Here is a 13,041-nt window from a genome sequence, read left to right as displayed (position 1 = left end):
CCCGCCCACTGCCCCGCCGCCGCAGACGACGATTGAGAGGAGACGCCCGTGACCGCGTCCGCGCCCCCTGCCCCCCGGTCCCCGGTCCCCGCGTCCGGCCCGTGCCCGCCCGCCACCGCCCACACCGGGACGGCGGTCCCTGTGCGCATCCGCGACGTGGACACCGACCAGATCATTCCCGCGCGGTTCTGCACGAACACCGAGCGGACCGGCTTCGCCCGGGGCCTGTTCGCCGACCGGCGGGCCGAACCCGGCTTCGCCCTGGACGACCCCCGCCACCGCGGCGCCACCGTCCTGGTCGCCGCCGAGAACTTCGGCACCGGCTCCTCGCGCGAGGCCGCCGTCTGGGCGCTCGCCGACCACGGGATCCGCGCCGTCCTCTCGCCCCGCTTCGGCGACATCTTCCGCGCCAACGCCTGGCTCAACGGCCTGTACGCCGTCACCGTGCCGCAGGGCTTCGTGGACGCCCTGTGGCACGCCCTCGACGAGGACCCGGCCACCGAGGTCCGCATCGACCTGGGCGACCTCACCGTCACCGCCGCCGGGCTCGTCCAGCCCTTCGCCCTCGACGCCGACACCCGGATCCGGCTGCTGCGCGGCCAGGACGCCATCGGCGCCACCCTGCACCACGAGAACGACGTCCGCGCGTACGAGGAGCGCCGGGCGCCCACCCCGACGACCGCGGTGTGCTTGCCCGCCGCCGGTCCCCGCGGCGCGCGGCGCCGCCGTCGCGCCCAGGAGGAGACCGTGTCACCCGAGGAAGCCGTGCACGCCATGTACCGCCGCATCGACGAGGGCGACTTCGCCGGCTTCGCCGAACTGTTCGACGAGAACGCCGTCTACCACCGGCCCGGCGGCCCGCCCCTGGCCGGCCGCGACGCCATCGAGTCGTACTACCGCGAGAAGCGCACCATCGCCGACGGCACCCACACCCTGGCCCGGGTGCTCCTCAGCGACGGCGCCGTCGCCGTCGACGGCACTTTCAGCGGCCACCTCGCCGACGGCCGCGAACAGGCCCACCGCTTCGCGGAGATCTTCGAGCTCGCCCCCGGGGGGCTGTTCACCCGCCGGGACTCCTTCCTGTTCGTCTGCGACTTCTGACCGCCACCGCCCGCGGCTGCCCCGTCACCGAGCACGTGAGGACACCCACATGACCGTCAGCACCGCCGCACCCGCCACCGTGAGGGGCGAGGCCGGCATCGAGAAGGCAGAGATCGGCGACTTCACACCGCACATGGTGACCCTGCTGTGGACCGAGGACAACGGCTGGACCGGGCCCGCGCTCGGCCCGCACCAGAACCTGTCGGTGTCCCCCGCGAGCGCCGTGCTGCACTACGGCCAGTCGATCATCGAGGGCCTCAAGGCGCACCGCCAGCCCGACGGCTCCTTCGCGATCTTCCGGCCCCGCGACCACGCCCGCCGCTTCCGCGGCTCCGCCCGCCGCCTGTCCATGCCGGAGCTGCCGGAGGACCTCTTCGTCGACGCCCTGGAGCAACTGGTCGAGGCCAACCGCGAGGCCGTGCCCGACCGGCCCGGACACAGCCTGTACCTGCGGCCTTTCATGTTCGCCTCGGAGGCCAACCTGGTGCCGCGCCCCGCCCGCGCCTACACCGTGGTCCTCATCTCCTTCCTCATGGGCAGCTACCTCGGCCAGGACGCCGACGCGGTGACCGCGTGGATCTGCCGCGACTACCCCCGCGCCTTCCCCGGCGGCACCGGAAGCGCCAAGACCCCCGGCAACTACGCCCCCACCATGCCCGCCCAGCTCGCCGCGGGGCGGGCCGGCGCCCAGCAGGTCGTCTGGCTGGACGCCAGGGAGAGCCGGTGGGTCGAGGAGATGGGCAGCGCCAACCTGTTCTTCGTACGCGGCCACGGCGCCGACCGCACCGTCGTCACCCCGCCGCTGAGCGGGACCTTCCTTCCCGGCATCACCCGCGACTCGGTCATCGCCGTCGCCACCGAGCTCGGCCACAGGGTCGTCCAGGAGCCCGTCGCGATCGACCGGTGGCGCGCCGGCTGCGAGTCGGGCCTGATCACCGAGACCTTCGGCTGCGGCACCGCCGCCGTCGTCACCGCCGTCGGCGGTGTCCGCGACGGCGGCGAGGAATGGCGCATCGGCGACGGCACCCCCGGGCCGGTCGCCCGGGGCATCCGCGAGCGCCTGCGCGCCCACCAGCACGGGCTGGTCCCCGACATCCACCGCTGGCGGCACCCGGTGGGGGAGGGACGGCGAGGATGACCACGACGACCGCACCGCTGCTGCCCGCACGCGTCGACGCCGGCCGGCTGCTGGCGAACCTGGAACGGCTGCGTGCCATCGGCGCCACCGGCCAGGGCGGCGTCACGCGCCGCGCGTTCAGCCGCGAGGACGTCAAAGGCCAGGAGCTCGTGGCCGGGCTCATGCGGGAGGCCGGCCTCGACGTGCACATCGACGCCGCCGCCAACCTGGTCGGCACCCGGCGCGGGCGCGACGGGACGGGGCGGCCCCTGGTCCTCGGCTCGCACCTGGACACCGTGCCCGGCGGCGGCGCCTACGACGGCGCCTACGGGGTGCTCGCGGCCGTCGAGGTCGCCCACACCCTGCACGAGCACGGCACAGTGCTGGACCGCCCGCTGTGCGTGATGGCGTTCAGCAACGAGGAGGGCACCACCGGCACCCCCGCCATGTTCGGCTCCCGCGCGGTCGCGGGCTGCCTGCGACCGGGCGAGCTGGACCTGGAGGTCGCCGGGCAGGACCGCTCGCTGGCCCAGGTCCTGGACGCGGCGGGGGGCGACAGCAGGCGCATCGCCGATGTGCGCCGGGACCCCGGCTCGGTGGCCGCCTACCTCGAACTGCACATCGAGCAGGGCCCGGTACTGGCCGGCTCCGGAACCGACATCGGGATCGTGGAGGGCATCTCAGGCCGCCTCACCGCCGAGGTCACCGTCCGGGGGCAGGCCAACCACGCGGGCACCACCCCCATGGCGGACCGCCACGACGCGCTCCTGGCCGCCGCCCGCCTGACCGTCGCCGTCCCCTCGCTGACCGGACCCGGCGGCGCCGTCCGCGTGGCCACCGTCGGCGACTGCCAGGTCTGGCCCGGGGCGTGGAACGTCGTCCCCGGCCGGGCCCGCCTGATCGTCGACCTGCGCGACATGTCCGAGGACAGCCTGCAGACCGGTCTCGACCGGCTGCGGGCCGAGGCGCGGGAGGTGGGGAGCACGACCGGCACCACCCTCGACGTCACCGAGGTCCAGCGGGTGAGCCCCACCCTGTGCGACCCGGACCGGCGGGCCGCCGTGCGCCGGGCGGCCGACGCCCTCGGCCTGTCCAGCGTCACCCTGCCCAGCGGCGCGGGCCACGACGCCCAGTGGATGGCACGTGTCGCCCCGACCGGAATGATCTTCGTGCCCAGCAAGGACGGCGCGAGCCACGCCCCCGACGAACACACCGCGCCCGCCGACCTCGTCCGCGGCGCGGGCGTGCTGCTCGGCTGCACCCTGCTGGAGGGAACCACGACATGACCACCGCCACCCGCGTGCCCGCCCTCCCCATCCAACGGGGCATGTGGCTCGCCTCCCAACTCGACCCGATCGGGTCGGAGTTCACCGTCTCCACCGCGACACGCCTCACCGGCCCGCTGGACCCCGCGGCACTGGACCAGGCACTGCGGGACGTGACCGACCGGCAGCCCCTGCTGCGGTCGCGGTTCGCCCGCTACGGCCGAAGCGGCCTGTCCCTGGTCGTCGACCCCGACCTGACGGCCACCCCGACACAGACCGACCTCGCCGGCCTGCCCACCGCCCAGGCCGAGACGACCGCCCGCGACCTCGTCGCCGAGACCGCACGCGTCCCCTTCGACCTGGAGCGGGGCCCCCTGCTGCGCGCCATGCTGCTGCGCCTGGCACCCGAGGACCACATCGTCGCACTCCACCTGCACCACGCCGTGTGCGACGGCGACTCCGTGCGGCTCCTGTACGACGCCTGGAGCCGCGCCTACGCGCGGCGCACGGCCGCGGGCGGCGCCCACGATCCCGTCCCCGCGGAGCGGGGCACGCACGACGACACCCCGGACTACCACCGGCACGCCGCCGTCACCGAGGCCGAACACGCCGAGGGCCTGGCCTACTGGAGCCGCCGCCTCGACGGCGTGACCCCGCCGGCCCTGCCGCTGACCGGACACCCCGGACGCACCGGCCGGGACGGCGCCGGCCACACCTTCCCGGTCCCCCCCGCCCTGCTGCGGCGCGTCGACGCCTTCGCCCGCCAAGCGGGCACCACCCGCTACACCGTGCTGCTGACAGCGTTCTCCGCGCTGCTGGGACGTCTGTGCCGCACCGAGGAGGTCACCGTCGGCACCACGGCCTCCACCCGGCTGGCCGAAGACTCCCAGCACGTGGTCGGCCCGCTGTTCAACACCCTCGCGCTGCGCACCGCCACCCCCGCCGGCACCGCCTTCCGGGACGCCGTCGACACGGCGACCGACACCGTCCTGGACGCCTTCGAGCACGTGCGGGTGCCGTTCGAGGACGTCCTGGACACCGTGCGCACCGCCTCCTCCTCCGGGCTGCGCAACCCGCTGTTCAACGTCTTCTTCGAACTCGACCACGCTCCCGCGCCCGCCCTGCGCCTGCCGGGCTGCGCGGCGGCGCCCTTCCGCTTCCCCGACCACGCCCCCAAGACCGACCTCATGCTCGCCCTCAGGCCCGACGGCGACGGACTCACCGGCGAGTTCACCTACCGCACCACCGCCTGCGACGACACGGGCGTCCGCGCCCTCGCCGACGGGTTCACCGCCCTGCTCGACGCCGCACTCCACGCGCCCGGCACCGCGCTGGACGACCTGCCCGTCATGTCGCCGGCCCGCCGCGACGACGTCCTGCACGCCTTCGCCGACGGCGGCCGCACGGCCCCCGCCGACACCTGCGTGCACCGCCTCTTCGAACAGCAGGCGCGGTCCACCCCCGACGCCGTCGCGGTACGCGAACTGGGCGGCGACAGGCGGACGCTGAGCTACCAGGAGCTGAACGGGCGGGCCAACCGGCTGGCCCGCTACCTGCGCGCCCGGGGCGTGACCCCGCACGACCGGATCGCGCTGCTGCTGCACCGCTCACCGGATCTGGTGGTGGCCTGCCTTGCCGCGTGGAAGGCCGGAGCCGCCTACGTGCCCCTGGACGCGGCCTTCCCCGACCCCCGCCTGGAGTTCGTCACCCAGGACAGCGGGGCGCGCCTGGTCGTCACCGAGTCCGCCCTGGCCGGACGGGCCGCCGCCCTCGGCGTCGGCGTCGTCGTCCTCGACGAGGCAGCGGCCGCCGTCGCCGCCCACCCCGGCACCGACCTGCCCGACGGACCGGGCCCGGACGCGCTCGCCTACGTCATCCACACCTCCGGCTCCACCGGCAAGCCCAAGGGCGTCCTGGTGGAGCACCGCGGGCTCGCGAACTTCCTCAACTGGTGCGTGCGCCGCTACGCCGCCGAAGGCGACGGCGGGGCACCGCTGTTCTCGTCCATGGCCTTCGACATGGTGGTGCCCAACCTGTACACCCCGCTGCTCACCGGCCAGGCCGTCGCGCTCGCCCCCGACGGCCTGCCACCGGACCGCCTCGGCGAGGTGCTGGCCGCCGGAGCCCCCTACAGCTTCGTCAAACTCACCCCCGGCCACCTGGAACTGCTCACCGCCCAGCTCACCCCCGGCCAGGCCCGCGGCCTGGCCCGGCTGCTCGTCGTCGGAGCCGACGCCTTCCCGCCCGCGGCGCTGACCGCCTGGCGCGCGCTCGCCCCCGACCTGCCCCTGCTGAACGAGTACGGGCCGACCGAGGCGACCGTCGCCAACAGCGCGTACGAGATTCCGCCCCCCGCCGCCCCGGGCACGCGCGAGAGCGACGAGCCCGCCACCCTGCCCATCGGCAGGCCCATCCCCAACACCACCATGTACGTCCTCGACGACGACCGCCGGCCCGTGCCACCCGGCGTCACCGGCGAGATCCACATCGGCGGCACCTGCGTGGCCCGCGGCTACGCCAACCGGCCGCAGACCACCGCCGAACGGTTCGTCGACGACCCCTTCGGCCCGCCCGGCGCCCGCCTCTACCGCACCGGCGACCTGGGCCGCTGGCTGCCCGACGGACAGGCGCAGTTCCTCGGCAGGTCCGACCACCAGGTCAAGATCAACGGCTACCGCATCGAACCCGGCGAGGTCGAGGCCGCCCTGGCCGCCGTCCCCGGCGTACGCCAGGCCCTCGTAACCACCGCCGGCACCCCCTCAGGACCCCGGGCCCTGGTCGCCCACGTCGTACCCGACCCCGGCACCGCGTTCGACGCCGACGCCCTGCGCGCGGAACTCGCCCACACCCTGCCCGCACACCTGGTGCCCGCCCGGTTCCTGGAACTCGCCCGCGTCCCGCTCAACGCCAACGGCAAGGTCGACCGGTCCAGGCTCCCGCAGCCCACCTGGGGCACCAGCGGCCCCGCCGCGCCCCGCGGGGCGCGCACCCCCGCCGAGGAAGCGGTCAGCCGTGCCTGGGCCGAGGTCCTCGGCCTGGCCCCCGACGCCTTCGGACCCGACGACAACTTCTTCGGGCTCGGCGGCAACTCCCTGCTCGTCCTGACCGTCGTGGCCCGGCTGCGCGGCCTGCTCGGCGCCGACCTCACCTTCGCCCGCTTCCTGCAGGACCCCACCGTCGCCGGGGTCGCCGCCGCCGTCACCGACGGGGCACGCCCGGCCGGCGGCCACAGCCTGTCCCAGCTCGCCCCCGGCGGCGACGGCACACCCACCGTGTTCGTCCACCCGCTGGGCGGGACCGTCTTCTGCTACCGCCACCTCGTCGAGATGCTCAGCGGCCAGGCCCCCCTCTACGGGCTCACCCTCGGCGCCCTGCGCGGCGAGAGCCCCGACGGCGACGACCGGCTGGAGGACACCGCCGCCCGCTACGCCGCCGAGATCCGCGAAGCCGTGCCAGGACCGGTCAACGTCGTCGGCTGGTCGGCGGGCGGCGTCATCGCCTTCGAGACCGCCCGCCGGCTGCGCGCGCTGGGCGGCCAGGTCAGCCACCTGGTCCTCCTGGACCCCAGCCCGCCGCAGGAGAACACCCGCTGGCGCCAGTACGTACGCCAACTGCGGCGCATCCGCTCCCGGCTGGGCCTGGCCGGGGACGAGGAACGGGAGGAGGAGTTCCAGGCCGTGCTGCGCGGCGACCTGTTCCAGGCCATGGGCATCGACCCGTCCACCTGCCGCGACTACTCCCTCTTCCCCCAGGACGTGCTGTACATCTGGCAGCGCCAGCTGGAGACCCTCGGCGGCTACGAAGTCGGCTCCTACGAGGGCCCGATGACGGTCCTCACCTCACAGGAACGCGACGGGGACGACCAGATCCTGCTCGTCGCCAAGTGGCAGGAGCACGCCGGCGGACCCGTCAAGCACATCCAGGTGGGCGGCGACCACCTCGGCATGATGCGGCTGCCCGCCGCCGCCTCCTCGGCCGCGGCACTGCGGGAACTGATCACCGGGGACGGGGAGGGCACGGCATGACCGCGCACGCCGACGCCGAACAGACCATCGGCGAGTTCTACTCCGAGTTCCCCTACCCCTGGCACGCCACCCGGCTCACCGCACCCGACGACCCCGGCCTCCACCCGGCGCTCCTGGCCCAGGAACTGGGCGACTTCACCCACCGCCGGATGCCGCGCGACGCGCGGATCTGGGTACCGGGCTGCGGAGTCAACCAGGCACTCATCGTCGCCCTGCGCTTCCCCGGCGCCGAGGTCGTCGGCAGCGACGTCTCCACCGACTCCCTGAACCTGTGCCGAACCGCCCGCGACCAGCTCGGCACACCCAACCTGACCCTGCGCGAGGAGGGCATCAGCGAGGCCGGGTACCGCCAGGAGTTCGACTACGTCGTGTGCACCGGGGTCATCCACCACCACCCCGACCCCGGACTGCTCCTGGACCGCCTCGCCGCGGCACTCAAGCCCGCCGGCGTACTGGAACTGATGGTCTACAACACCTACCACAGGCGAGAGATCACCGCGTTCCAGGAGGCCATGCGGCTGCTCGGCCGCGAACAGGACCTGTGGTTCGCCCGCCGGGCCGCCGGCTCCCTCACCCGGGACAGCGAACTGACCCGCCGGCTGCGCGCGGACCTCGGCGAGCCGGAGGAGCAGTTCGCCGACAGCTGGCTCAACCCCTGCGAGCGCAACTTCACCGTCCGCAGCCTCCACGAGACGGCCCGCGCGGCCGGCCTCGCCCTGGAGGCGCCCTGCGCCAGCCCGCTGGCCACCGGACTCGACCTGTACGACTGGCGGGTACCCTGCGCGGACGGCCAACTGCTGCGCCGGAGCGAGGCACTGGACGACGTGACGCGCTGGCAGGTCACCCAGGCGCTCAGCGTCGACCGCAGCCCGCTGCTGTGGTTCTACCTGCGCCGCACGGACAACCCGCTCCCCGCCCTGCGCGAGGCCGACCGCGACGAGGCGTTCCTCGACGCCGTGTTCGCCCCGGTGACCGCGAGCGAGCGGGTGTGGGTGATGGGCCGCTCCGGTGGCTACCGGCCCCTGGACGCACCGCAGCCCCTGGTCACCGGCCCGCCGCCGGTCGCGCCATGGCTGGCGGCGGAGGCGGACGGCACGCGCCCGCTGCGCGAGCTGCTGGCCGCCCGCGGCGGCCCGCCGGCCCGCGACGAGCTCCGCGACCTGCGCATCCGCCTCACCACGCCCTCCTTCCCGCACCTCAGAGCGGTGACCCACCCCGGGTGAGGCGGACGGCCGTGCGGCCGGCGCGGGTGCGCGCCGGCCGGCCGCGGCGCGAGACGCTCCCGGCGGGCTCTCAGGCGGGCACCATCGGCTCAGCGGACGCCGGGCGGGGCAGGCCCAGCAGGTCCAGGGCCGCGTCCGCACCGTCCGCGGCCCGGACGATGGACCGCTCCCGGGCCGTGAAGAACCCTTCCTCCTCCATCCGGTCGAGCATCGATATCAGCGGCTGAAAGAATTCCCCCACATTGACAAGCACGACCGGCTTCCGGTGATAACCCAGCTGGTTCCAGGTCGCCACCTCCATCAATTCGTCCAGGGTGCCGAATCCACCGGGCAACACCAGGAAAGCATCCGAGAGCCGGTACATCAGTGCCTTGCGCTCGTGCATGCTGGACACCACGAAGACCTCGCCGCAGGCCTCGACGGCCCGCTCCCGCTCGTGCAGGGCGTGCGGGATCACCCCGGTCACCCTCGCACCGGCCCGGTACGCGGCCTGCGACACGGCGCCCATGACACCCGAGCCGCCCGCCCCGTACACCAGGTCGGCGCCCCGCCGCCCGAGCGCGTCGCCGAGCGCGGCGGCGGCCTCCACATAGAGCGGGGTCCGCCCGCCGCGCGATCCGCACAGCACGCCGACACGGCGCGCACCCGAGGGTGAGAAAGCCATATCGAAACCCTTTCCTCTTCGTCTTCCAGGGGTCCTTTCCGGCAGGCTAGCCAATCCACGCGGACATCTCGGCGGAGCGGAACGGATTTCCACCGCGGGAGGAAGAGCGGGGAGCGGCGGGGGAGGAGCCGACACGCCGACCCCGCACGGGGCGCCCGCCCGAACCCCTCGGACCCCGACACATGAAACACATATTTCACAACCCGCCTCCCCCTCCGCGGAAGGAAACGCACCTCCACGCAGGCCTCCGGGAAACGGCCTGCTCAAGCACCCCGTGCCGCGCGGCACGCTTGCGGAGCCGAGGACACCGGCGCACTATTGAAAGATGTCTTTCATACCGCAGGCGGACCCCGGAACCGGACCCGGCCGGGTATCGATCACCGACGTGCGCGTCCTGGGCGCCTTCGCCCACCCCCTGCGCCTGCGCCTGCTCCACCACCTGATGCGGACGGGACCGGCCACCGCGAGCCGGTGCGCCGAGGCGACGGGCGACTCCGCCTCCAACTGCAGCTACCACCTGCGCCTCCTCCACCGGTACGGACTCGTGGAGCGGGCCGAGGCCGAACAGGGCGCGGACGCACGCGACCGGCCCTGGCGCGCCGTGGCCACCGGCTTCGACTTCCTGCCGGACGGCGACGGGCCCGAGGCGCTCGCCGCCCACTCCGCGGTCATCGGCGCCGAACTGGGCGAACTCACCCGCCTGGCCAGGTCCTTCCTCGCGAGCTTCGGCTCCCTGGACGAACCCTGGCAGCGAGCAGCGGTGTTCGACACCTACGCGCTCACGCTCACCCCGGACGAACTGGTCCACCTCGTCTCGGTCATCGACCTGCTCGTGCGGCCGTACATCGTCACCAACCGCGAGCAGGCCCCGCCCCAGGCATCCGAGATCAGCTTCAGCCTCCAGGCCTTCCACCGCCCCGAGGAGCCCAGGTGAGCGCGACACCCCGCAGGCACAAGCCCCCCGACCGCACCGGGACCGCCCGCAACTCCCCGATACGCCACCCGCGCTTCCGGGCACTGTGGGCGGCCGGGCTCATCGACGACACGATCGACTGGATGCTCGTCACCGCCATCCCGATCTTCGTCTACCGCATGACCGGCTCGGCGGGGACGACCTCCCTGGCCTTCCTGATCGAACTCACCCCCGGCATCCTGGTCGGCTCCCTCGCCGGAGTCGCCGCCGACCGCTACGACCGCAAAAACCTGCTCCTCGGCTGCACCCTGCTCCACGCGGCCCTGGTCGCCCTGCTGCTCCTCGTCTCCCCCGGCCACCTGCTCTGGCTCGTCTACACCGTGATCGCCGGCCGCGCCGTCTGCGCGCAGTTCGTCCTCACCTCCAAGAACGCCCTGCTGCCGGACCTGGTCGACCCCGGACAGAGCGTGGCGGCCAGCAACCTCGTCGTCCTCAACTCCAACCTCGGGCGGCTGGGCGGCAGCCTGCTGGGCGGCATCATGGTCGCCGGAGGGCTCCGGCCGGTCGCCGCGGCCTCGGTCGCCGGCCTGCTCCTGGCAGCCGCGGTCGTCAGCCGCATCCGCCGGCCCGAGACCACCCCCGCCACCGCACCCGCGCGGCCGGCACCGCCCGACCCCTCCACCGCGACCCGCCGACCGGGCACCTCACGCCTGCGCCAGGTCGCCCGGCACTGGCGGGAGGGCGTCGCGGTCATCCTGGACGACCGCCGGCTGCGCTTCTCCTTCCTGTCCGCGATCCTCTGCGCCATCGGCCAGGGCCTGTTCGTGGTCCTGTTCGTCGTCTTCGTCGCCAAGACGCTGCACGGCAGCGACGCCCAGATCGGCGTGCTGCGCAGCGTCCAGGGCATCGGCGGCATCACGGGCGGCCTGGCACTGGGCGTCCTGGGCACCCGCGTCCACCCCAAACCGCTCATCACCTGGGGCGCCCTCAGCTTCTCCGTCCTCGCCCTGCTGATCTGGAACGCACCCACCACCACCGCGTTCGGCGTCTACATCGGCCTGTTCGCCGTGGTCGGCCTGCCCGGAGGCATCTACTACGCCGGCATCCTGGGCATGGTCCAGCAACGCGTCCCACCCGGACACCTCGGCCGCGCACTCGGCTCCTTCTACACCGCCTTCAACGGCGCCCAGGCCATCGGCATGGCCCTCGCGGGCCTCCTGGCCGACCGCCTGGGCCCCGTCCCCCTGCTCAACGCCCAAGCCCTCCTCTACCTGGCAGCCGGCCTCACCACCCTGCTGGTCCTGGGCACCCGCAACACCCCCGAAGACCGCACAGCGCACACCCCCCCCCCCAATCCCCACCCCCCGCCACCGACTCGGCACCCGCCACCACCCCCCGCTGACGGCGCGCCCCTGCCCTCCTGGGATCCGACGGCTCCCGCCGGAGCAGCACAAGCGGTGCACTGCCGGCAACGCGCACGCGACGGAGGGGGACGTGGCATCGCCCGTAGGAGGCGGGCAGGATCGATCCGGGCCCGTAGGAGGCGGGCAGGACCGATCCGGCCCGGCCCGCTCGCGCGGGGGCGTCGGCGCTGGTGGCGCCTGCGCCGGCGGGCGGAAGCGGAAGGGGGCGTGGCCGGGGCGCGGTACGCGCGGCCGGGCCGGGCCTGGCCGCCGGATTGGCCGGCGGTCCGGTTCCGCCACCCGGAGCAATGCCCGCACCGTTCACAACGGGCACCTCCCGCGTCGATGAGAACGGGGACACCGCGCCGTCCGGGGGTGCGCGGCCCGTGCCGCGCGCCCGCCGCGTCGGCTGTGGGAATCCGCATGCGGTCGCCCGGGGCACAGTGGTAGACATCCGGCGTGCGAAACACTCTGGACTTCCCCGACCTGCTGCGACTCATCGACGAACGGTCGGCCGCCTTCCGCGCCGCGGTCGCCGCCGCCCCGAGCCTGGATGTGCGGGTGCCGACCTGTCCCGAGTGGACGCTGTTCGATCTGGTGCAGCACCTGGGCGAGGGGCGCCGCGCCTGGGCCGCGACCATCGCCGCGGGACCTGACGCCGCGGCCAAGTCCGCCCCGCGGGGCGACGCGTCCGCGCCTCGGGAACGCCAGGCCCTGCCGGCCTGGTTGACCGCATCGACGCAGGAACTGCTGGACGCGCTGCGGGAGGCCGGCCCGGACCGCGGTTGCTGGACGTGGTGGGGCAGGTCGCAGTCGCCGCGGACCTGCGGCGCCGTCGCCCGGCACCAGCTCCAGGAGATCGCGGTGCACACCTACGACGCCCAGCTCACCGTGGGCGCCCCGCAGCCGCTGCCGGACGAGGTGGCACTCGACGGTGTCGAGGAGTTCCTGTCGACCATCTGCACGACGACGGTCGCCTGGCCGCACGAGCCCGCCCGTGTCGATTACCACGCCGCCGAGGGCCGCTCCTGGCGCAACCGGCTCTCCGGCGACGGCGCGCGGCTCGACCGCCTGCCCGGATCCGGCACCGGGCCCACCGCCGGCGAGGAGCCGGACGCGGCCGACGCCTCCGCCCGAGGCACGGCCAATGAGCTGGTCCTCGGCTTCTACGGCCGTATTCCGCTCAACTCCCTGAAGCTGGAGGGCAACGAGCGTATCTTCGACCAGCTGGTGGCCTGGGACCCGGAGCAGTAGTCCGCACCGCCACCGCCCCCACAGCACGACCCCCCCGTGCCCCGCCCGCCCACGCGGCCGGGGGGCACTGCTCGCT

Annotated in this window: 9 protein-coding genes and 1 pseudogene; 9 read left to right on the top strand and 1 reads right to left on the bottom strand. The window is 74.4% G+C overall.

The features are described from left to right. Positions 1 to 48: 48 nt before the first annotated feature. From leuD to OG900_00565, 6 genes and pseudogenes are all read left to right on the top strand, one after another. A pseudogene (gene leuD / locus OG900_00590) lies at positions 49 to 663 on the top strand (3-isopropylmalate dehydratase small subunit). A gap of 111 nt (positions 664 to 774) precedes the next feature. Next, positions 775 to 1,101 carry a nuclear transport factor 2 family protein gene (locus OG900_00585; GenBank protein WUH95570.1) on the top strand — a complete coding sequence of 109 codons (327 nt, stop codon included), beginning with the start codon at positions 775 to 777 and terminating at the stop codon, positions 1,099 to 1,101. A 49-nt stretch (positions 1,102 to 1,150) separates the two neighbouring features. Beyond that, positions 1,151 to 2,239 carry a branched-chain amino acid aminotransferase gene (locus OG900_00580; GenBank protein WUH88767.1) on the top strand — a complete coding sequence of 363 codons (1,089 nt, stop codon included), beginning with the start codon at positions 1,151 to 1,153 and terminating at the stop codon, positions 2,237 to 2,239. Next, on the top strand, positions 2,236 to 3,504 hold the full coding sequence (locus OG900_00575) for a M20 family metallo-hydrolase (protein ID WUH88766.1): 1,269 nt from the start codon (positions 2,236 to 2,238) through the stop codon (positions 3,502 to 3,504). The genes OG900_00580 and OG900_00575 overlap by 4 nt, the downstream gene beginning before the upstream one ends. Beyond that, positions 3,501 to 7,508 (top strand): amino acid adenylation domain-containing protein, encoded by a 4,008-nt coding sequence (locus OG900_00570; GenBank protein WUH88765.1) that lies wholly within the window; start codon positions 3,501 to 3,503, stop codon positions 7,506 to 7,508. The genes OG900_00575 and OG900_00570 overlap by 4 nt, the downstream gene beginning before the upstream one ends. After that, a complete protein-coding gene (locus OG900_00565; GenBank protein WUH88764.1) occupies positions 7,505 to 8,731 on the top strand; it encodes a class I SAM-dependent methyltransferase in 1,227 nt (408 codons plus the stop codon). The genes OG900_00570 and OG900_00565 overlap by 4 nt, the downstream gene beginning before the upstream one ends. Before the next feature lie 70 nt (positions 8,732 to 8,801). Here the strand turns inward: OG900_00565 and OG900_00560 are convergent, their stop codons facing one another. Next, complete coding sequence (locus OG900_00560) at positions 8,802 to 9,395, bottom strand: TIGR00730 family Rossman fold protein (GenBank protein ID WUH88763.1); 594 nt, start codon at positions 9,393 to 9,395, stop codon at positions 8,802 to 8,804. Between the two features lie 325 nt (positions 9,396 to 9,720). Here OG900_00560 and OG900_00555 point away from each other — a divergent pair, with 325 nt between their 5' ends. Genes OG900_00555 through OG900_00545 form a run of 3 tightly spaced genes read left to right on the top strand, consistent with a single transcriptional unit; the run spans position 9,721 to position 12,965 of the window. Further along, complete coding sequence (locus OG900_00555; GenBank protein ID WUH88762.1) at positions 9,721 to 10,329, top strand: helix-turn-helix domain-containing protein; 609 nt, start codon at positions 9,721 to 9,723, stop codon at positions 10,327 to 10,329. Next, positions 10,326 to 12,161: an MFS transporter gene (locus OG900_00550; GenBank protein WUH88761.1), complete on the top strand. Its 1,836-nt coding sequence runs from the start codon at positions 10,326 to 10,328 to the stop codon at positions 12,159 to 12,161. The genes OG900_00555 and OG900_00550 overlap by 4 nt, the downstream gene beginning before the upstream one ends. Before the next feature lie 9 nt (positions 12,162 to 12,170). Beyond that, entirely contained in the window at positions 12,171 to 12,965 is a 795-nt protein-coding gene (locus OG900_00545) for a maleylpyruvate isomerase N-terminal domain-containing protein (protein ID WUH88760.1), read from the top strand. Positions 12,966 to 13,041 lie beyond the last annotated feature (76 nt).

This window comes from Streptomyces sp. NBC_00433, assembly GCA_036015235.1.
Lineage (GTDB): Bacteria > Actinomycetota > Actinomycetes > Streptomycetales > Streptomycetaceae > Actinacidiphila.
Note: the sequence above shows the minus strand (reverse complement) of the source record. Positions and strands in the feature narration are given on the sequence as shown.

What these genes read in the sequence shown, in the direction of transcription:
- OG900_00585 (WUH95570.1), top strand. Translation starts at nt 775, where the DNA reads ATGTACCGCCGCATCGACGAGGGCGACTTCGCCGGCTTCGCCGAACTG.
- OG900_00580 (WUH88767.1), top strand. Translation starts at nt 1,151, where the DNA reads ATGACCGTCAGCACCGCCGCACCCGCCACCGTGAGGGGCGAGGCCGGC.
- OG900_00575 (WUH88766.1), top strand. Translation starts at nt 2,236, where the DNA reads ATGACCACGACGACCGCACCGCTGCTGCCCGCACGCGTCGACGCCGGC.
- OG900_00570 (WUH88765.1), top strand. Translation starts at nt 3,501, where the DNA reads ATGACCACCGCCACCCGCGTGCCCGCCCTCCCCATCCAACGGGGCATG.
- OG900_00565 (WUH88764.1), top strand. Translation starts at nt 7,505, where the DNA reads ATGACCGCGCACGCCGACGCCGAACAGACCATCGGCGAGTTCTACTCC.
- OG900_00560 (WUH88763.1), bottom strand. Translation starts at nt 9,395, where the DNA reads ATGGCTTTCTCACCCTCGGGTGCGCGCCGTGTCGGCGTGCTGTGCGGA.
- OG900_00555 (WUH88762.1), top strand. Translation starts at nt 9,721, where the DNA reads ATGTCTTTCATACCGCAGGCGGACCCCGGAACCGGACCCGGCCGGGTA.